The sequence below is a fragment of the Streptomyces sp. NBC_01176 genome (assembly GCF_045039825.1).
GTDB lineage: Bacteria > Actinomycetota > Actinomycetes > Streptomycetales > Streptomycetaceae > Streptomyces.
The window spans coordinates 2,844,543-2,863,718 of record NZ_CP108600.1 but is presented as its reverse complement, the minus strand read 5'-3'; the positions used below and the strand labels follow the sequence as shown (position 1 = coordinate 2,863,718).

Sequence of the window (19,176 nt, the reverse complement as noted above, 5' to 3'; positions counted from 1 at the left end):
CGGGGCGGTGCGGGTGGGCGGGGAAAAGGCCCGGGTTCACGAGGTCCGCATCAAGTACTGACTGAGCTGCTGGAGAGCGTTCCATGCGCGGGGGTCGGTGCCGTCGCCGAGTGGATAGTGCAGGGCGGGTTCGGTGGCGGGGCCGAGTCGGACGGGAGCCGGGCCGAAGGGCGGGCGGAGGGCCCGGGCGAGGCCGACGTCCCGGAGTTCGCCCGCGCCCAGCGTGAATGAGACGGGGATCGGCGGGACTTCGAAGTGCGGGGGGACGGTCAGATCGTGGCGGGCGGCGCGGAGCGACGTCAGCATGGTGGTCAGGCCGTGATCGGTGCAGAGAACCTCGGCGAGGGGCGCGATCGCGTCCAGGGGCGGGGTCCCGTCCTTGCTGTAGCCGAGGGTGAGGGTGATGTCCTCCTCGACGCCGGCGGGGGTGCGGGTGACGCGGGCGGTGGCGATGGCCGGGAGGTCGGGGCGGCCTACGGTGATCAACCAGGTGGGCTGGGGGGCCCGGTTGCGGGCGAGGTCGGTCAACTGACGGGTGTTCCAAGGGAGGTTGACGGGTTCGGCGGTGCTCCAGCCGGCGGGTGGCGTGCCGGTGAGATGCTGCCAGGCGGCCTCCACGGCGTGGCCGAGGACCAGGTCTTCGTCCGCCGGGTGCCGGGTCCGCAGGGAGAGGACGAGTTGGCGCTCGCCGATGCCGGTGGTGGCCTTGAAGGCTTCGGCGACCGAGGCCGCGCCGTTCTCGTCGAGGACGGGGGTGAAGATGCCGCCCTTCCAGTGGAGGACAGCGCCGGACAAGCCGTCGTAGAAGCCGTGTTCGGGGTCTTGGACGACCCAGCGGTTGGGGTGGCCGAGCAGGGCGGCACGGGTGGGCAGGGTCAGGCGGGTGGTGGGTGGGGTGACGATCTGCAGGGCGCGGTCGTCGGCGGTCGCGGCGCGCAGGGCGTCGGAGAGCCAGCTGGTCATCGTGACGAGGGGGCGGTCCTGGATGACCACGGCAGCCTTGGTGGTGAGGACGTCCACCGCCGGGGCCGAGGTGGCGGTAACGGGGATCGCGGAGACGTCCGTGGTGAGCGGGACGAGGTCGGTGCGGGCGGCTTCCGGAGGCCAGACGGCGCCGTTCAGGACCGTGGCGAGGCGTCCGGCGAAGGAGCCCGCCAGTCGGCCGCCCTCCGCGACGGCGGTGGAGGCGCGGGCCTCGGTCCACCACACCGGGCTCTCGGGAAGAGGCAGGTCGGGACCGGAGCCGAGGAGGCGGGCTGTTTCGCCGGGGACCTGGATCAGGATGGGCGCTTCCACGGAGACCAGCGGCCGGCCGTCCGAGGCGCAGAGCTGGATGACGGCACCGTCGGCCAGGGTGTTCACGCCGAGGTCCGGACCGCCGGCGTAGAGGCCCGCGAGGAGGGTGCGCAGGTCCGGCATCTCGGGGGTGAGGGCGATGACGTCCTTGGTCACGGAGCGGATCCCGGCTCTTCGTCTGCTTCGTCGGTCAGCGCGGTCTGGACGAGCTGGTGGCGGCGGCCCCGGCGGACAAGGGTGCCGCGGCCAGGCGGTTGTGCGGAGGCGTACAGGCCCGGAAAGAGCTGGCCCTCGGTGCGGTCGCCGGTCATGAGGAGGGCAGTGGTGGCCGACTCGCGCAGGGTGGTCAGCAGTGGTTCGTACAGGGCGCGGGAGGATCCGGCTGCGCGGCGGGCTATGACGAAGTGGAGGCCGATGTCCTGGGCGGAGGAGATGTACGGCAGGAACGGGGCCAGGGGCTGCTGGCCGGCGGTGGTGAGGATGTCGTAGTCGTCGACCAGGATCACGATGCGCGGACCGGGGAACGTGGGCTCCGCACCGATCGCGTCGGGGTCGGCGGTCTCCGGCAGGCGCTTCTCCAGCTCGGTGGCGATGCCGGTGGCCAGCGCCGCGGCCAGCTTCGCGTTGTGGGCGTAGCCACCGCGGTACGGCTCCGGAACGACGCCGCGCAGGCCTCGGCGTGGGTCGAAAACGCCGAACACCAGCTCCTCATCTCCGTACCGGCCGACGAGCTGACGGGATATCAGGGTCAGCAGATTGGTCTTGCCGCACTCGGTGTCGCCGAGAATCAGCAGGTGTTGATCGCTTCCGAACAGGTCCAGGAGAACCGGGGCGAGTGCGTCCTGGTCCACGCCGATGGGAATGGTCCCGGGCGCGGTGGCCGGTGAGGGGAGCTTCGCCGCGGGAAGCCGCGTCGGAAGCACCCGGACGGGGGCGGCCACCTCGCCGTGCCAGCCCGCGCGGATCGTGCGGCCGGTCCGCTCCAGGGTCTCCGCGAGGCCGTCCGTGTGGGCGCGGCCGTCGACGCGGGGCACCGCGACCTGCGCGAACAGTTTCCCGTCGGTCAGCACCCGGCCCGGAACACCGGGTGAGAGCGTCTCGGACAGCTTGCGGTCGATGGACGAGTCGGCCGGGTCGTTGAGCCTCAGCTCGACGCGCGTGCCGAACATCGACTGGGTGGCGATGCGGACGTCGTTCCAGCGGAGCATCCCGGCGACGATGTGGACGCCGTAGCCGCCGCCGCGCTTGAGGACGTCGGCGACAGCGTCGTCGAGCTCGGTGAACTCGTCGCGCAGTGCGCCGAATCCGTCGACGAGCAGCACGATGTCGGTCGAGCCGAGCTGCGGCAGCCTGCCCTGGGCGCGCAGGTGGCGCAGCTGGTCGACGGAGTCGATGCCGTACGTGCGGAAGACCTCCTCACGCTCGGCGAGCATGGTGCGGACCTCGGCGACGGTGCGCGCGGCCCGCTCGTGGTCGGCACGCCCGGCGATGCCGCCGACGTGCGGCAGCCCGGAGAGGGCCGACAGACCGCCGCCGACCAGGTCGAGGCCGTAGACGGCGACGTCGTAGGGGGTGTGGGTGAGGGCCAGCGAGAGGGTCAGCGTACGCAGCAGGGTGGTCTTGCCGGACTGCGGGCCGCCGATGACGGCCGTATGACCACCGGCGACGGTCAGGTCCAGCAGCCACGGCTGCTGGACCTGCTTGGCCGGATCGTCCAGGATGCCCAGCGGAACGCGCATCGCGCCGTCGCGGCGCGCGAGCCGGAGGCCGTCCCTACCGGCTTCGAGGGGTCCGGCCGCGGCGTCGAGGGCGATGGAGTCGGGCAACGGGGGCAGCCAGATCCGACGTACCGGCGGGGCCGCGGCGACGAGTTGGCCGACCATCATCGACATCACCGTCGGTCCGGTCTCGCGCCTGGTGGCGGTGTACTCCTCCGCGGCGTCCTCGTGGGGTGTGCCGAGCGTGTTGTACGTCGGATACAGCGAGGCGAGGGGTTCGTCGGCCTGCTTGTCGCGCAGCGCGGGACCGGTGTAGGCGCCGGATACGTACCCGGCCTTGAAGCGCTCGTAGGTGGAGGTGTCGACCTTCAGATAGCCGAATCCCGGCAGCGGCGGCAGGTGGAAGGCGTCCGTGGTGTCCAATACGGTGCGCGACTCGTCGGCGGAGAAGGTCCGCAGGCCCAGGCGGTACGACAGGTACGTGTCCAGGCCCTTGAGCTTGCCGCCTTCGATGCGCTGACTGGACAGCAGCAGGTGGACGCCGATGGAGCGGCCGATCCGGCCTATGGACAGGAACAGGTCGATGAAGTCGGGCTTGGCGGTGAGGAGTTCACCGAACTCGTCGATGACGACGAACAGGTGCGGCAGGGGCTCCAGGTCGGGGCGCCCGGAGGTGCGCAGAGCGGCGTAGTGGCCGATGTCGGCGATGTTTCCGGCATCCTTGAGGACCTGCTGGCGACGCTTGACCTCCCCGGCGAGGCTGGTGTGGACGCGCTCGACGAGCCCGGCCTGGTTCTCCAGGTTGGTGATCACGCCGGCCACGTGCGGGAGGCCGGTGAAGGGGGCGAAGGTGGCGCCGCCCTTGTAGTCGACCAGGACGAGTGCGAGGTCCTCGGGGGAGTGGGTGGTGGTGAGCGCGAGGACGAGGGTGCGCAGCAGTTCGCTCTTGCCCGAGCCGGTCGCCCCCACGCACAGCCCGTGCGGACCCATGCCGAGTTCGGAGGACTCCTTCAGGTCCAGCAGCATCGGCTCGTGACGGTCCGTCAAGCCGATGGGCACGCGCAGAAATGCTCGTTCGCCGCGCGGCGACCACAGTTCCGTGACGTCGAGTGCCGCAGGGTCGTCGATGCCCAGCAGGGCGGGGAAGTCCACCGGTCCGGCGACAGGTGTTCCCTCGGCCGCGGACTGCGCCGACAGCCGGAGCGGGGCCAGCATCCGGGCCAGCCCCTCCGAGCCCGCAGCGGTCACGGCGTCCGCTGAGCCCCGCGTCACCATGGAGGTCTCGTGCAGGTCCTCCACGGTGATCCGGGCGCCTTCGACGGTGACGCGGACCGTCACCTGATCCGGCTCGTGCACCTGCTGCTCCAGCAGGTGCACCACGGTCACGCCCATGTCCGACAGATCAACCACCGGGTCGGGACGCGGCAGTTCAGCAGCCGGCTCGCCGTACCCGTCGCTGATGACCAGCAGTCGACTGGTCATCCGCAGAGCGCCGCGGTCCGACAGCCCGCGCCGCACCTCCGCCGCGTACGAAGCCCGCTGTCGCAGATCATCGCGGCAGAGCGCGGCCAGCTCAGCCAGGTTCGGCGCGATCCGGCGGGCGGCGACCGCTCCGTCGTGCATGCCCGGGTCGAGCACGTGGGGAAGCCACTTGGCCCACTCCCACGAGGCCGACCGGTCAGCGGGTACGCCGAGGGCGACCGCCACGTCGTCGGGCGCGTGCGTGACCGCGGTCTGGATCAGCAACGCGCGGGCGACCCGTAGCACGGCCTCGCGGTCACCGACGATGCTGACATGGCCCGCCCGGTCCAGCGGCACGGTGAGCGGGAGGTCCGTCGCCGCGGTGAACCGGTTCTGCAGAGCGCGGGCCTCGTTGAGCATGAACGGGTCCGGCGGGGTGAGCACCCCGCCCACGCCGCTCTGCCCGACACTCAGCTCCTGCACCGGTACGTCCCCGGTGCCGACCCGGACTCGCAGGAAGTCCGCGTCCTGCCGGCGCCGCTCCCACAGCCGCGCCGGATCACGTACAAGGTCGTACAGGGCATCCGGTGGCGGATCGACCAACTGCGACTGCCGACGCCGCTCCCGCTCGCCGGTGCTGAGCTCGTCGCGCAGTTCCTCCAGGTATTCGAGATACCGCTCGCGCTGGGTGCGTCGGGTGCGCTGCGCCTTGCCCCGCTGGGACAGGAACAGTGCCACCGCGCCCAGCAGTGCGAAGACCAGGACGATCGCCCCGAGCGCGGCGAACTGGCTGTTGCGGATGACGGTCATCATCACGACCGAGCTGATGACTCCGGCCATCGGTAGCAGTGCGGTCGCGGCGTTGCCGATCTTGCCCTCGGGCAGGTTCGGCGGCGGCTCGATGGTGCGCGGCTGGGCTGGGGCGAGAGGGCGGGTGGAGCGGGCGGGCCGGTGGACGAGGTGCTGGGTCACGGACGGGCCTTTTCTTGAACGGGTCCTGAAGTCTGGCTCGTGCTCATCGCACTCTCACCGCCCGATGCATCGCCTCCGCGGCGAGCCGGACGACAGCTTCCCTGGTGGCCTGGCCCAGCAGGGCGGTGTGGATGGGGCCTCCCTGGGCCAGATGACGGTCGTAGGGGAGCCGGACGACGGGCGCGCCCGTCTCCCGCAGATGCGCCGCGGCGGTCTTCTCGTCGAGCGTCGTGTCGGGGGAGCTCGCGGAGAGCGCCACCACGGTGCCGGACAGGGCGGAGTGCGGCAGTTGAGCCAGCCAGTCCAGAACCTGCCGAGTGCCGTTGACGCCCTCCGCGGTCATCGGCGCGACCACCACCCGGGCATGAGCGGTGTCCATCGCCGTACGCGCCACCTCGCCCGGCAGGGTCTCGCAGTCCACCACCGTCACCGCGAAGTAGCGCCGCAGCGCCAGCGTGACCGTGCGGTAAGTGCGTATGTCCATCGGCGCGCCGACGCGTCCCTGGCTCGCGGGCAGCAGCCAGCCACCGTCGGAGACCGGCACCAAGTATCCGGTGACGTCCGTGAGCTGCATGGCGGGAGTGAGAATCTGCGCGAGGTCCGCGCATGACCAACGCACCGTCTCGGCGCCCATCCGTACGGGAAGGGTGCCGAGCGCGGCATCGGCCTCCAGCGTGAGCACGGGGTCGTGCCGATAGTGGTTGAGGGTGCGGCCCAGCAGGGCGGAGACAGTCGACTTGCCCACTCCGCCCCGTATGGACGTCACCGCGATGACCCGACCGGTGGTCACGGGCTGCTGGAGCTCCCGTGCGAGGCGTGTCTCTTCGGCGACGTCCTGGGTGACCGACGTGGTGAGTTTACGGAGCGTGCGTCCGGTGCGGCGGGTCGCGGACTCTCCGTGCTGCGGGCGACCCAGGGCGTGTGCCAGGCGAGGGTCGACCGTGGGTACGGACTCCGGGGTGTACAGGGGGAGCCGGGGCTCATGGCGGAACCGGACAGCGGGTTCCGACTGCGGAGCCGGGACAGCGCGGTGAGGTGGCGGACCCGTGGGGGCAGCGGGACCTGCGTCACCAGGGGGTTCCGGGACTGCGTGCATCGGTCGAGGCCGCGGGGTGGACTCGGTGGCGGACTTGGCGCCTTCGTCCGCTGTACCGTGCTGCCCCAACTGCCGCAGCACCTCCTGTTGCCAGTCCTCCCCCTGAGTCATGAAGTCACCCCCGCGCGAAGGTGCCGAGCAGACGCCCGTACACACCGAACGCGCCGATGACGAGTGGGAACAGGGCGATGACTCCCACCGACTCGACTACGTCGCCGAGGCGCCGCAGCCGCACCCGCACGTGCTCCGCAGGGTGCACCGCCAACACCATCAGGGGCAGGACGGCCGGTGTGACGAGCACGGCTGACGACCCCACGGCACCCGAGTGCTCCGTCCACACCACGACGAGCCGGACGGCGACCACCGCACCGGCCCCGAACAGTGCCACGACCTCGGTGACGAGCGGGAAGGCACGCGCCCGCAGTGCCAGAACGACCGAGACGATCACGGCGAGCGACACGCTCCACACCGAAGGCGCGCGCAATACGCAGAGCCCCGCCGCCATGGCCGAGACGGCCAGGACGGCCGTGGCGAGAGCCAGACCACGATGAGTGGCGGTCAGGGCGGCACTCACCTGGTACCTGCTGACGGATGTGCCGCTGGAGCGCCGGTCGTCCAGCCCGGACAGGCCGGAAGCCATGAGCGCGATCCGCGGCAGTACGCCGAGGGCGACAACCGAGACGACACTCAGCAACGCGCCCACACGCGCCTGCTCCACTGACGTCCCCGCACCCGATTGGACCGCCAATGCCGTCTCCCAGCAGACGACACAGCCCACCACCGCGGTGGCACCGACGATCCCGCCCCGGCCCAGTGCCGTGAACCAGCCCAGCAGGAGCAGCGATGCCACCAGAGCGACCCCCACCCCGGCCAGCCGGACTGCGCCCGACCAGGCATGGGCGTCGGCCAGCGTCCATACACCGAGCGCACCGAGGTTCCCCCCGGTGACGAGGAGCGTGGTGGCCAGGCCACGTTGCCCGGACCGCCCGAAGAGAGCCCCCGCGAGCGTGGACACCGCCGCGACGGTCACCAGAACGCTGCCTACCGCAGGCAGCGCGAACTCACCGCGGGCCAGTACGCCGGCCACGACGGCCCAGCCGACCGTGGCGGTTCCCGCGACGATGCGCCGTGATGCGGGGTTCCACCGCCACACGCGTGTGTTCAGATCGTCGGCGACCTCGTCGGTGACGTCGTGCACGACGGGTGCCGCGGGGGCGTCCTCCAACCGCACGAGCCTAAGGACGGCGCCGTCCTGGACCCCGGCCGATTCAAGTGTGTCGTCGTGCGCGAGCGCCGAACCATCTGCGGTGACGAGATGCCGCGACTCGGGCCGGGCCGACACCCGGTCGTCCAGCAGTCGCATCACTTCGGGCAGGAGGAGCCCGACGGGTTCACGGGAGGGCAGGACCAGATCAACCCGCCTTCGCTCGCCGACCAGGGTGACCCGGCTCAAAGCGGTCCGGTTCGGCGTCGTACGGCTCAGGGACCCCGCAGATATCACGCTTTCGAACCTATCATCGAGTTATCGGGTGGAAGACGCGGAAGGCGTCGCGGAAGGCACGGAGGGGCCGTACGGGCTTTTCCCGATGACCCGGTGCGAAACGAACGACCAGCCCACGCAGCCGGCACACAGCACCGCCGCGACCACGATCCCGGCGAACGCCTTTCCCAACCGCTCGTCCACCGACCGCCGTTGCCGCTGTGCCCCGAACAAGACGGCGTCGCGAAGCCGGCGGCGCCGAACCGACACCGACTCCAGCAATTGACTGTCGTAATCCTGGGCTGCCACAGGTATCCGCTGTCCGTTTCGGTTCTCAGAGTGAGGTATCGGCTGTCAGGTGGCGTACTCGCCCACCCAGTTGCGCTGCAGAAGGGCTTTGGGTAGGTACTCGGACTCGACCTCGATGGGGAAGCCGTTGTCATAGGCCATGCAGGCGATGGCTAGTGGGCCGAGAGCGACCAGGCCGTCGCTGCTCAGGGATCGTGCTTCGTCGCCGGTCCAGTACTGCTTGTGCCAGGTGAGGGCTTGGACCAGTGACCTGTTGAACTCATCGGTCTCTTGACGGTTGTAGAGCTGGAAGAGTTCGAGTGGTGGGTACAGGACCATCAGCATGGTGTCCCTGTCGGCGACCTGGGCCACGTCGGGGTCTGTGCCGTTGATCGCAGCGACCAGCTTGTCCCACGTGTTTGCAGCCTGACCGTGCCAGTAACTCTGTAGAGCCTCCACCCAGTCGTAGGTGCACTCGTCGAACAGAGCGCCGGACGCACGAAGGAACGACACAGGTACCTGCATCAGCCGGTCGAGGCGCTCATTCTCACGGCAGATCATCGCCAGGTAGACCGAGGTGATCCAGGCTCCCGCGTGCGTATAGGATGTCGGGCCGGTCGCCGGGAGGTTCTTCACCTGTCCAGTGCTCCCGATACGGCAGGGGACGGGGCCGTCGGCTGCCGTGGCCGAGTCGAACAAGGCGGAGCCGACCTGCATGGCCGTGACCCACGCCTCCCACGTTTCGAACTTACCCCCGTACGGATCCGTCAAGCAGTACGACTGGGCCACCGTCAGGGCACTGCCCAGGGCTCGGGAACGGGACATCTCCGATTCTTCGAGCCGATTGAGCATGCGACCGAGGCTCTCGATGCGCGCGGCATTGCCCTCCGCCGCAACGCTCTCTACGGGGAAGCCGTGGCGGGAAACGCTCGTGGCCACTGGATCTCTCCTCTAGTAAATCTTGAAATGCTCCAGCACGGCACCAGCGTACGAGGTGCCCGCGTGGTCGTTCGCCTTCACCAGGACGTACTGCAGCTTGCCCTTCTCCAGGGCCTCGGACAGGTCGTCCGCGATCCTGACGTCCTCTGGGCCTCGTTTCCACATCTCCTCGAGGATCGTTTCCACGTACAGCTTGGTGCCCTGCTTGACGCGCATGCCTCTGGCCGCATCGCCAGCCCCGTTGCGCCAGTCGAGTTCCCCCTTTGGCGCCTTCGCCTCGACTATCAAGTAATCACCGTCACTGCCGAGCTTGTACACCTGGTCGAACATGTTGGAGCCGTTTGCCGTCTTCGGGAGTTCGACCCACTCGGCGTTGGGGAACTCGTGTGGGGTGACGTGCAGTTCGGCTGCCTTTTCGCCGAGATTCTCGGATATCTTGCTGTTGTTCGGCAGGTCGCCGAGCTGTTGGTGATAGGCGTTCTGGGCGTCTTCCAGGGCTTTCTTCGCTGCAGCGGACGGACTGTCCTCGAATGCCTTTTCCGCCTTGGCGAGGTCCATGGACACCCTGCGGTTCTTCGTCGCCTCGTTGAGATCCGAGCGATGCGCGGGATCGACCGAGTCCGGGCCGAGTGGCGTCCGGCCGTGCCTCATCTCGGATGGCCCGCTCGGCAGGTCATGTGCGGCGACCCACTTGCCTCCAGCGTTCTTGGCCAACTGGGGGAGCTCGACGCCGTCCACCAACTTTGTGGTGCCGTCCGCGTTCAACAGGTGCCTACGGCGACCCAATTTGTCGTAGTGCTCCTTGAACCATGTCCGGTCCGGGTGGTTGGCCTTCCGTATGTGCTCGTCCTGGATCTGCTTCCGCTCTGCGGCGGTCAGCTCCCGCTCTCCGCCGTGGCCGCCGTTTCCGGTGCCCTCGTTCGTATGGTGCGCAGGCGGGACGACCCCGTCGCCAGCGTGGTCCGCGCCGCCCACCGCGTCGTCGCCTGCCCGTCCGACGCCGTCCGGGCCACCGCTTTCATGGCCTCCTGATCCCGTGCCGACATGGCCGTTGCCGACCGGCCCCGCACCGGACCTAGGGGTCCCGGGGCCGACGGAGTGCGAGGCGCCGGCCCCGCCGGATGCTTCCCCGACGTGAGTCGTGGCTCCGGGAGTGCGTGAGGCAGCGCCGACTCCGGCTGGCTCCCGCTGCTGTGCCCTTGTTCCCTCCGGCGTGGACCGTGCGTCCGCGGATGCTTCCTGGCGCGGCGTGTTCCCGACGACGTCACCGTGCTTGTCGACGGGGATGAACCTGCCGTCCTCGATGACGACTTTGGAGCCGTCGCCGAGTTCGATGACGCTGTGAATCCGCTGGGAGTCCGCCGAGACACCGAGGCCGGTGCGGATTCCGGCGGTGAGGTCGGAGAGCTTGGGCAGTGCGCTGACGGCTTTGCCGGTCGCCTTGAGGCCGACGTTGACCGGGTCGATGTACTCGCCGACCTTTGCGGCGATGCCCGCGCCCTTGGCCACCGAGCCGACCTCACCGCCCTTGGCCGCGATGCCCAGGGGGCCGGCGCCGAGGGTGAGGCCGTTGAAGACGACCGTTGCCGCGGCGCGGGCGGGGTTCTCGCTCCACATGTCCCAGGCAACCAGGGACTTGCCGAAGTCCTTGGCGGCCTCCTTCTGCCGGACCTCCGTGGCACTCTCCTTGTCCGGGCCGATCGCCCAGTCCATGAGCGCGTCGTACGGTTTGGCGGTGTACTGGCCGATCCCGCTGACGACGTCTCCGAGATGACCCCAGGCGCCCCCGGCCGCGTCCCAGCCGTTCCAGCCGACCAGGGTCCCCAGGCCCTTGACGCCGCCCCAGATGTTGTCGATGACGAGGCCGTCCCAGAAGAAGCTCTTGGCCCAGTGACCGACCTCCCACGCATGGTGGGACTCGCTCTCCGGGGCGCCCCACGGCGTCTTCTTGGCGTGCTTGAGGACATCGAGGTCGTATCCGTACATCACCGTCTTCGTGTTGACGGTGTGGTGACCGTCGTCGACGACGAACTCCGGGCCGCCCACGAGGGCCGAGATCTTGGTCGCGGCTCGGCGCTCGGCCTCCCGGAAGGCGCTCTCGGCGGCGGCGACACCGTCCATGAGTTCCTGGTGACGGTGGATCTTGTCCCCGTCGTACGTCCAGTCTTCGTCGCCCTCGACGCTGTCGACGAACGCGAAGGCGTCAGTCTTGAGCTGGGCGAGCTTCCTGGCGAGCGGACGGGCCTCGACGGAGTACGTGTCCAGCGCGTCCGCGACGGTCTCCAGCTGGGCGGCGAAGGTGTCGGCCCTGTCCATCACCGGCTGCGTGGTCGCGAACAGGTCGTCGGCCTCCGGTGCGGTGTAGAAGGCCTCCAGCATCTGGAAGCGGGAGTACACGTCCATACCGCCGTCACGGATCCCGACGGCGTCGCCGCGGAGCCCCGAGGTGTCCTTCTCCAACTGGTCGAAGTCGCCGGTGAACTGGGGTATGGCCGACGGTTCGATCACTTGTCACCGCCGCCCTTGCCCGTGCCGTCTCGGCCGGGCAGATCGACCTTCGGCGCGCCGAGCGCCTTGTGCTCGGCCTGGGCGGCCATCTCGAGATCTCCGGCCAGGTAGTACGCGGTCGCCTCCCGTGCCCCGTTCACCGACTTGGCCGCCCGCGCGCCGAGGAACAGCACGTCACCCGCGGTCTTCTCGACGAATACGGCCAGCGCCGCCCCGATCGCACCGGTCGGCGCGGACCCGCAGTACGGCCCGCTGATGGTGCCGGCAGAGGTGGCCGCGCTCTCCACATCCGTCCCGTACGCCTTGACGTTCTTGGCCACATCGTCCATCGCGTCCGCGACCAGCGAGGTCACGAACTCGACGCCGGACGACGAGATGTCCCACCCCGACATGTCAAACCCCCGTGGAAACGTTCCTGCTTACTTCGGCCCCGACCTCGGTCAGCCGATGTTGTCGACGGCCGCGCGGGCCTTGGCTATGGTCGACTGCGCGGTGCCGTCGTTCTGCTCCAGCGTGGTGCGTACGAGCCGGATGATGTCGCGGACCTCGTTCGCGGCACGGTTCCAGCGAATTTCCTTACCGTGGTACTCGTCGGCCACACCGTCGGCGGTGAAGTCGGCCATCGCGGCCTTCACCGCGCGGTCGCGGTCACCGAGGACGCGCTCCAGCTGGCCGATGACGCCCTGCAGGCTGCCCTGCACCTCGGTGGAGGCGCCGGTGTCGTACGAGCGGCGGTCCTGGTTCTGCCCCATGGTCAAGCTCCCCCTGTGTTTGCTTATCGGGCGCCGAAGCGGGCAGCGTCGAAGTTGGACTGGCCCATGTTCTGGTGGGCGTTGTCCTCCTGCTCCAGATCACCGGAGCCGAACGCGGTGTCCATACCGCCCTGGCCACCCAGGATTGCGCCCAGCGAACCGTTCAGCGCGTTCGTGATCTCGTCCGTGTGCGCCTTGAACGAGTCGAAAGCGGTCTTGCCCGCCCCGTTGAACTTCCCCTCCAGCGGCTCCGCCGCCTGGACCAGCCACCGGATCAGCGTGCCCAGGTCCTCGGTCGAACCGACCGTGCTCCTGCCGAGATCCGCCAAGGTCGACGACCCCATGTCGAACTTCATCCACGCGCCCCCGTAAGTGTGTTGTGCACCGCTGCCGTCCGACTGCCGTGTCGTGACCGCGTGTTCACGCACGTCTCGCTGTGCGTCGAACATCCTCTCGCATCGAGCGTTGCAGACGCAACGCAGTAGGACGAGAAGTGGCGTGATCTATTGCATGCGGCGGATCAGTGCGTCCAGGGCAGTCAGGTGGTCGGCACAGGGCGGGAACGGACACGAGCCTGACGCCGGAACTGGGCGATCGTCCGCGCCGGAGGCGGGGTCAGTCGGCCGCCTCCAGGTCCACGCGGAACGTGGCCGGTGGGGTCCGTGGCAGTGCCCTGCGTGGCTCGTGGAGGCCTGCCACCCGGCGCGCCACGAACGCCTCCGCGTCGAAGGTGCCGGTCAAATCAGTGGTGTTCGGGGGGAGTTCGGCGACCACGACGGTCTGAGTCCGCTGCGGTACGAGCGGGGCGCCGGCCTGGGCCTGGAAGGTCCAGCCGAAGCCCGCCGGGCCCTCGTCGACGCCCGTGACGACGGGGAGCCGGTCGACGCGGCTGGCGCTGCCGGTACGTGTGTGTTTGACGCCCATCCCGAGAAGCCTGGTCAGCGTGGGCCGGAACTCCGGGCTGAAGCCCCGCGTCGCATGGGAATCGGGGTACGTCAGATGCGGACGCAGCAGCATGAGGGGCGGCTGCGGTCGCAGCACGATCCGTACCCGGGCCGTCTCGTAGCGGCGCCCCGCGGGCAGTTCACGCAACATGAAGGTGAACTTGAGCAGTTCGAGCCGTCGCCGCTCGGAGCCGGCCCGTCTGCCCGCCATCGCGGGGAAGTCGGCCGCGGTGACGCGGTAGTTGTCCACCTTCAGCAGCAGCACCCCGCCCTCCTGGACGAAGCGGCTGCGGTCGCCGAGCAGCGGCTCGCCGACGAACAGGTCCCGGACGGCGACCGCCGGGCCGTCCGCGCTGGACCCGGCGGACCCCGAACGCCCGGACACCGGGGGCTCGTCGCGCAGGAACCGCAGCCACTCCGGGGAGTCCGCCCCCGTGGAGTCGTCCTCGGTCATCGTGCTCACCCCAGTCCGTACAGCAGGAACGGCGACCACTCGTGTGGCCGGTACCCTTCGGCGGCCAGCTCCCGCTGCACCCTGCACAGAGCGAGCGCGGGAGGGCAGTCACCGGCCGCGAGAAGGCGGTGGAACCCGTAGGAGATCTCGAAGCCGGCCGATTCCTCCACCTCGCACAGGGTGAGGACGAGCGTCGTCGGCCCGGCCGCGAGGAAGGACCGGGACAGCCCGATCACCCCGTCCGCGCTGATCCGTCCGGCGCCGGTCCGGCACGCGGACAGGACGGCGACGTCCCCCGGGACCCGTAGATCCAGGACGTCCCGCGCGCGCAGTCTGCCGTCGTGCCCGCTGGTCGCGGAGAGCGCCACGAAGGAGTCGAGGGCGGCGTCGTCCAGGGCCACCGCGTGGGTGGCGAAGTGCACGACGGAGGGCGGCGGACGGCGAGCGTCGAGCGCCGTGACAGCGGCCGCCTCCCCGGTGTGCACCTCCGCCCGCGGATACAGGCCGGCGATCGCGGGGAAGCGCCGCCGCGTCCAGCTCAGCGGCTCGAAGGGGGCACCACCCGGGGGTGGGTCCGGCAGCGGCTCCGGATCGACCAGTGCGAGCAGCCCTTGCGAAGGCCGCGGCCCGGCGGCCCTTCGCCCGCGCAGCGCCGGGAGCAGCGCCAGCGCGGGGAGCAGCGCGACCGGGTGCCGCTCCACCAGATACCGTCCGTCGGCCGTCCGCAACGCCGGGAACGGCACCCGTAGAAGGTCTCCGTGCGGCACCACCGTCACCGTCTCGTCGGGGGCGGCCGGCAGCCAGGAGTCGGGGATGGGGTCCCACAGCAGTGCGCCGAGGCCGCGGAGCACCTCGTCCAGCTCGCGGACGGAATCGTCGTCGACCGCGCCCGGCGCGAGAGCGAGGTAGCGCCCCGCGAGTGCCCCGAGTTCCGCGGCGGGCAGCGGCCCGAGTGTGTGCAGGGTGCCGTCGGGCCGGGCGACCCAGATCAGCAGGAGGTCGCCGTGCACGGCGTACTCGACGACCGTGCGGCCGTGGTCGGCCAGCACCGACCGCAGCGCCGCCCGGGTCGGCCGCGACGCGGCGGACGCCCCGGCCCGCGACGGCCACCGTGCAGCGGACGCGCCGAGCAGGTCGGCGAAGGCACGGGCCCGGCCGGCCTCGGAGGCGACCAGGGCGTCCTCGTACGCGCCCTGGTCGAAGAGGTACAGGGTGAGGGCCGCGTAGAACGGACGGCCCGCGTCGACGGCGTCGATCCGGGCGGTGTCCTCCGCCAGCCGTGACCGCCAGGCCTCCACGAACCCGGGCAGGAACCGGGCACCGGCGCGCACCTCCTCCTCGTACTCGGGGCCGTACCCGGCCCCCGACGACGCCGCTGTCGCCGTCAGCGCCCGGCGCAGCTCCACGCCCGCGAGAAGGCAGTCCAACAGGCCGTCGTAGTCGCCGAGTTCCAGGGCGCACAGGGCCTGATAGGGGGTCATGAAGGCCAGGCTCGTCAGATCGGACACGACCCTTCCCGACCAGGCGTCCGGGTGGCTCGCGGACGCCGCGTACAGCGCGGCCGAGCGGGCCAGCAGGGGCCGCGCCTCCGCGTACCGGCGCTCCAGGACCAGCGACTGGGCCAGCGAGCGCAACTCCATACGGTCGTCGGCGGGGACCTGGGGGACGGCGCCGGGGTCGGCGGGGCCGGCCGGAGCGGGAGGCGGGGGCGCGGCGTTCGGCGGCGTACGGTTCGCGGGTGTGCGGCTCGACGGAGGACGGCTCGACAGCGGACGGTTCGACGGCGGGCGGTTCGACGGCGGGCGGCTCCCGGTGACCGTCGCCGTGTAGTGCCGCGGTCGTGGCCACCCCGCCTTCGGGTTCGCCCACAGCCGTACCGTCCCGGTCACGCGGTCGCCGTGCAGCCGGAACTCGGCGGTGCCCGCGTCCGCCTCGCGGGGCAGCAGCAGTCGCGGCACGGGGTCCGGTCCGGGCCACGCCTCGGCCTCGGGCCACATCATCCAGTGCGGCAGCACACCGTCCCGGTGCTCGGGGCCGACCCGGACATCGACCGCGCCCGGCGTGTACCGGACCTCGCCGTCGCCGGCCCCCGCCACCATCCAGAACGGTGCTCCGGGGCGGGGTTCACCCTCCGCGGCGAGGGTGAACACCTCTCCGAGGACCAGTGTGCCGGGGAATTCCGGCAGCGCCGTCCCGTCCAGCTCCGGCCGGATCAGGACCGTGTACGCCGCCTCGGATCCGGACCCGCCGTATGCGGGCGGGTTCACCACAGGTCGTAGGGCCGGTCGCCGTCGAGCGTGTCGGCGACCGACGTCTCGGAGGGGGTGTCCCGGCTCCGCCCGTCCTCGGGGGCGGGGCCGCTGTCGCCGCCCGGCACGAAGAGCCAGCCGTGGGCCTCGAAGAGCTTCACGCGCAGGAGATGCCGTACGAAGGAGTCACCGGGAATGCCGTGATGGCCGTGCCGCAGCACGTCCTGGTAGAGCCGGTCGGCCGCCACGAGGGCCAGGTCCGCCGCGGGGTTGCGGCGCAGCGCGTCCCTGACCGGGCCGGCGTCGCACATCCGGAACGCCTCCACGACGGCGTCGCCCACATAACCGTGGTCGGCGCGGTACACCACCCCTTCGTGCAGGGCCATCCGCAGTCTGATCCGGCCTCCGGCGTCGCGCAGACCGTTCATGCCGCCCAGTTCGGCGGTCACCGCGCGCAGGAAGGAGGCGATGAGGCGCGGTTCGTCCACCTTGCCGCCGGTCGGCAGCAGCGCGAGCCCGCCGTCCCCCTGCGGCTGCATCTCGTACTCGCCCGGCGACAGTCCCGCACGGGCACAGGCACCGTCGAGGAGCGCCTGCAACCGACGCTGCACGTCGAACTGCGCCTCTTGGCCGAGCCCGCTGTACCCCTCCACGTCGTACGCCACGCACACACGACGGTTCCCCGGCGCTTCCAATCCCACTGCCCCCCAGGTCAGGCGGTGGAGCAACGGTAGCCCAACACCACGTACGCAGAGGGGAGTTGCGGGAGATGGGCGTGCGGGGGGGGGCGGGGCGACGACAGCCGGGCCGTTGTCAGTGGTGCGCTCTACCGTGGTGCCGCAGGAGATCCACGGCGAGAAACAGGAGGTTCTCATGACCAACCTGCCCGATCGGCCGCACACCGCGCTGCTCGTCATCGACGTCCAGAACGGGGCGATGGCGGGTACCCACGGGCGCGACGAGGTGATCGCGAACATCAACACCCTGGTCGAGAAGGCCCGCGCGGAAGACGCGCCCGTGGTGTGGGTGCAGCACTCCGACGACCAGCTCGTGCGGGGCAGCGAGAGCTGGCGGTACGTGCCGGAGCTGGTCCGGGAGGACGGGGAGCCGCTCGTGCACAAGCTCTACGGGGACTCCTTCGAGAGCACCGAGCTGGAGGAGCTGCTCGCCGAGCGCGGCGTGGGCCGGATCGTGGTCACGGGCGCGCAGACCGACGCGTGCATCCGGGCGACCCTGCACGGGGGCCTGGTCCGTGGGTACGACGTGACGCTGGTCGGCGACGCGCACACGACGGAGGACCTCACGGCGTACGGCGCACCGCCCCCGGACCAGGTGATCGCGCACACCAATCTCTACTGGCGCGAGGCGAGCGCGCCCGGCCGTCGCGGAGGGACCGTCGACACGGCGGAGGTGACGTTCGCGGCGTACTGAGCGACGTGACGTACCGGGTCACGTACCGAACGGGCGACGTGAGGTACCGGGTCACGTACCGAACGGGCGACGTGAGGTACCGGGTCACGTACCGAACGGGCGACGTGAGGTACCGGGTCACGTACCGAACGGGCGACGTGGCGTACCGGGCACGTGCCGAGCGACTACCGCCGGTCCTGCGCGGAGGAGGCGATCAACTCGTCGATCAGGGTGATCAGCACGTCCCGGCACGACGTCCGCTCCCGCGCGTCGCACAGGAGCACCGGGGTCCGCTCCGGCAGGGCCAGGGCGTCCCGGATCTCCTCGGGTGTGTACGGATGCCGTCCGTGGAAGCCGTTGACGCCCACGACGAACGGGATACCGCGTCGCTCGAAGAAGTCGACGGCGGCGAAGCTGGACTCGGGCCGGCGCACGTCGATGAGGACCACGGCCCCGAGGGCGCCGATGGCGAGGTCGTTCCACATGAACCAGAACCGCTGCTGGCCAGGGGTTCCGAAGAGATACAGGACCAGTTCGGGGCTGAGGGTGATGCGGCCGAAGTCCAGGGCCACGGTGGTCGCCCGCTTCTCCTCGATGCCGTCGAGGTCGTCGACGTCCAGACCGGCGGAGGTGAGGGGTTCCTCGGTGCGCAGCGGGACGATCTCGCTGACCGAGCCGACCATGGTGGTCTTGCCGACACCGAACCCTCCGGCGATCAGGATCTTGACCGCTTCGGGTGCCTGGGGTGGTCCGGGTGCTCGTGGTGCGCGCGGTGTCGTTGGTGTTTCGGGTGCTGAAGTCCCTCGCGTGGCGGGGTCAGAGCCGGCCAAGGCCGTCCCTCACTTTCTGCAGCAGGTCCAGATCCGGGGTGCGGGAGACGAGACGCGGCGCCTGGACCGTGATCCGGCCCGCCTCCAGCAGATCGCAGAGCAGGATGACGACGACGCTCACCGGGAGGTCGAGCTGGGCGGCCAGTTCGGCCACCACGACCGGCCGCGCGCACAGCCGCACGATGCGCTGGTGCTCGGGCTGCGAGCGGGCGGACCCGTCGGGCGGCGGATCCACGGCGGTCACCGACGTGATGAGGGTGAAGTCGGCGCGGCTGGGCCGGGTTCGGCCTCCGGTCAGCGTGAACGGCCGTACCAGACGGCCGGCCGCGTCGTCTTCGCTCACCTCACTCGCCGTGGTCGGCGGCGGCGCTGCCCGCACGCGGTGCTGCCCTGAGGTGCTCGCCGATCTTCTTCACCAGCATGTTCATCTGGTAGGCCACCACGCCGACGTCCGCGCCCTTGTTGGTGAGCACGGCGAGATGGGCGCCGGGTCCCGCGGCGGTGAGGATCAGATAGCTGTCGCGCATCTCGATGAGCGCCTGCCGTACGGGTCCGCCGCGGAAGTCCATGCTGACTCCCTTGCTCAGGCTCATCAGTCCGGACGCCGTCGCCGCCAGCCGCTCGGCGTCGTCGCGGACGAAGGCCGTGGACTTGCTGACGACCAGTCCGTCCTCGGACAGCACGACGGCGTGGTTCACGTCGGCCACCCGTTCCACCAGTCCGGTGAGCAGCTGGTCGAGCTGGCTGTGTGTGGCGGGGCTGGGGCGTGTCATTTCTCA

Annotated in this window: 17 protein-coding genes; 1 reads left to right on the top strand and 16 read right to left on the bottom strand. The window is 70.5% G+C overall.

Annotation, left to right across the window (positions count from 1 at the left end; genetic code table 11):
• Window positions 1-36 precede the first annotated feature (36 nt).
• From OG199_RS12140 to OG199_RS12080, 13 genes are all read right to left on the bottom strand, one after another.
• Window positions 37-1,452 carry a DUF6177 family protein gene (locus tag OG199_RS12140; RefSeq protein ID WP_405829470.1) on the bottom strand — a complete coding sequence of 472 codons (1,416 nt, stop codon included), beginning with the start codon at window positions 1,450-1,452 and terminating at the stop codon, window positions 37-39.
• A complete protein-coding gene (gene eccCa / locus OG199_RS12135) occupies window positions 1,449-5,447 on the bottom strand; it encodes a type VII secretion protein EccCa (protein ID WP_405829468.1) in 3,999 nt (1,332 codons plus the stop codon). Before eccCa ends, OG199_RS12140 begins: the two co-directional genes overlap by 4 nt.
• A gap of 43 nt (window positions 5,448-5,490) precedes the next feature.
• A complete protein-coding gene (locus tag OG199_RS12130) occupies window positions 5,491-6,654 on the bottom strand; it encodes a hypothetical protein (RefSeq protein ID WP_405829466.1) in 1,164 nt (387 codons plus the stop codon).
• 4 nt (window positions 6,655-6,658) lie between these two features.
• Entirely contained in the window at window positions 6,659-8,044 is a 1,386-nt protein-coding gene (gene eccD, locus OG199_RS12125) for a type VII secretion integral membrane protein EccD (protein ID WP_405829464.1), read from the bottom strand.
• A gap of 21 nt (window positions 8,045-8,065) precedes the next feature.
• The gene (locus OG199_RS12120) at window positions 8,066-8,332 is read right to left on the bottom strand and encodes a hypothetical protein (RefSeq protein WP_405829462.1); all 267 of its coding nucleotides are present in this window, start codon (window positions 8,330-8,332) and stop codon (window positions 8,066-8,068) included.
• Between the two features lie 45 nt (window positions 8,333-8,377).
• A complete protein-coding gene (locus OG199_RS12115; protein WP_405829461.1) occupies window positions 8,378-9,250 on the bottom strand; it encodes an immunity 49 family protein in 873 nt (290 codons plus the stop codon).
• A gap of 12 nt (window positions 9,251-9,262) precedes the next feature.
• The gene (locus tag OG199_RS12110) at window positions 9,263-11,758 is read right to left on the bottom strand and encodes a hypothetical protein (protein WP_405829459.1); all 2,496 of its coding nucleotides are present in this window, start codon (window positions 11,756-11,758) and stop codon (window positions 9,263-9,265) included.
• Window positions 11,755-12,150, bottom strand: a complete 396-nt coding sequence (locus tag OG199_RS12105; RefSeq protein WP_405829458.1) for a DUF6507 family protein — start codon at window positions 12,148-12,150, stop codon at window positions 11,755-11,757. Before OG199_RS12105 ends, OG199_RS12110 begins: the two co-directional genes overlap by 4 nt.
• Before the next feature lie 48 nt (window positions 12,151-12,198).
• Window positions 12,199-12,510, bottom strand: a complete 312-nt coding sequence (locus OG199_RS12100; protein ID WP_405829456.1) for a pore-forming ESAT-6 family protein — start codon at window positions 12,508-12,510, stop codon at window positions 12,199-12,201.
• 23 nt (window positions 12,511-12,533) lie between these two features.
• On the bottom strand, window positions 12,534-12,866 hold the full coding sequence (locus tag OG199_RS12095) for a hypothetical protein (protein WP_405829454.1): 333 nt from the start codon (window positions 12,864-12,866) through the stop codon (window positions 12,534-12,536).
• A 259-nt stretch (window positions 12,867-13,125) separates the two neighbouring features.
• On the bottom strand, window positions 13,126-13,908 hold the full coding sequence (locus tag OG199_RS12090) for a hypothetical protein (RefSeq protein ID WP_405829453.1): 783 nt from the start codon (window positions 13,906-13,908) through the stop codon (window positions 13,126-13,128).
• Between the two features lie 5 nt (window positions 13,909-13,913).
• A complete protein-coding gene (locus tag OG199_RS12085; RefSeq protein WP_405829451.1) occupies window positions 13,914-16,175 on the bottom strand; it encodes a CHAT domain-containing protein in 2,262 nt (753 codons plus the stop codon).
• Entirely contained in the window at window positions 16,172-16,822 is a 651-nt protein-coding gene (locus tag OG199_RS12080; RefSeq protein ID WP_405829449.1) for a hypothetical protein, read from the bottom strand. The genes OG199_RS12085 and OG199_RS12080 overlap by 4 nt, the downstream gene beginning before the upstream one ends.
• A gap of 208 nt (window positions 16,823-17,030) precedes the next feature.
• Here OG199_RS12080 and OG199_RS12075 point away from each other — a divergent pair, with 208 nt between their 5' ends.
• Window positions 17,031-17,588, top strand: a complete 558-nt coding sequence (locus OG199_RS12075; RefSeq protein ID WP_401801276.1) for a cysteine hydrolase family protein — start codon at window positions 17,031-17,033, stop codon at window positions 17,586-17,588.
• Between the two features lie 164 nt (window positions 17,589-17,752).
• On the opposite strand, the gene OG199_RS12070 is transcribed toward OG199_RS12075, so the two are convergent.
• Genes OG199_RS12070 through OG199_RS12060 form a run of 3 tightly spaced genes read right to left on the bottom strand, consistent with a single transcriptional unit; the run spans window position 17,753 to window position 19,170 of the window.
• Window positions 17,753-18,397, bottom strand: a complete 645-nt coding sequence (locus OG199_RS12070) for a GTP-binding protein (protein ID WP_405829447.1) — start codon at window positions 18,395-18,397, stop codon at window positions 17,753-17,755.
• Window positions 18,384-18,740 carry a DUF742 domain-containing protein gene (locus tag OG199_RS12065; RefSeq protein ID WP_266702523.1) on the bottom strand — a complete coding sequence of 119 codons (357 nt, stop codon included), beginning with the start codon at window positions 18,738-18,740 and terminating at the stop codon, window positions 18,384-18,386. The genes OG199_RS12070 and OG199_RS12065 overlap by 14 nt, the downstream gene beginning before the upstream one ends.
• 1 nt (window position 18,741) lies before the next feature.
• Entirely contained in the window at window positions 18,742-19,170 is a 429-nt protein-coding gene (locus OG199_RS12060; protein WP_356798606.1) for a roadblock/LC7 domain-containing protein, read from the bottom strand.
• Between the last annotated feature and the right edge of the window lie 6 nt (window positions 19,171-19,176).

Bases quoted from the DNA above. Each gene is read 5' to 3' on its own strand.
- OG199_RS12130 (WP_405829466.1), bottom strand. From the start codon at position 6,654: ATGACTCAGGGGGAGGACTGGCAACAGGAGGTGCTGCGGCAGTTGGGG.
- OG199_RS12105 (WP_405829458.1), bottom strand. From the start codon at position 12,150: ATGTCGGGGTGGGACATCTCGTCGTCCGGCGTCGAGTTCGTGACCTCG.
- OG199_RS12100 (WP_405829456.1), bottom strand. From the start codon at position 12,510: ATGGGGCAGAACCAGGACCGCCGCTCGTACGACACCGGCGCCTCCACC.
- OG199_RS12095 (WP_405829454.1), bottom strand. From the start codon at position 12,866: ATGAAGTTCGACATGGGGTCGTCGACCTTGGCGGATCTCGGCAGGAGC.
- OG199_RS12090 (WP_405829453.1), bottom strand. From the start codon at position 13,908: ATGACCGAGGACGACTCCACGGGGGCGGACTCCCCGGAGTGGCTGCGG.
- OG199_RS12075 (WP_401801276.1), top strand. From the start codon at position 17,031: ATGACCAACCTGCCCGATCGGCCGCACACCGCGCTGCTCGTCATCGAC.
- OG199_RS12060 (WP_356798606.1), bottom strand. From the start codon at position 19,170: ATGACACGCCCCAGCCCCGCCACACACAGCCAGCTCGACCAGCTGCTC.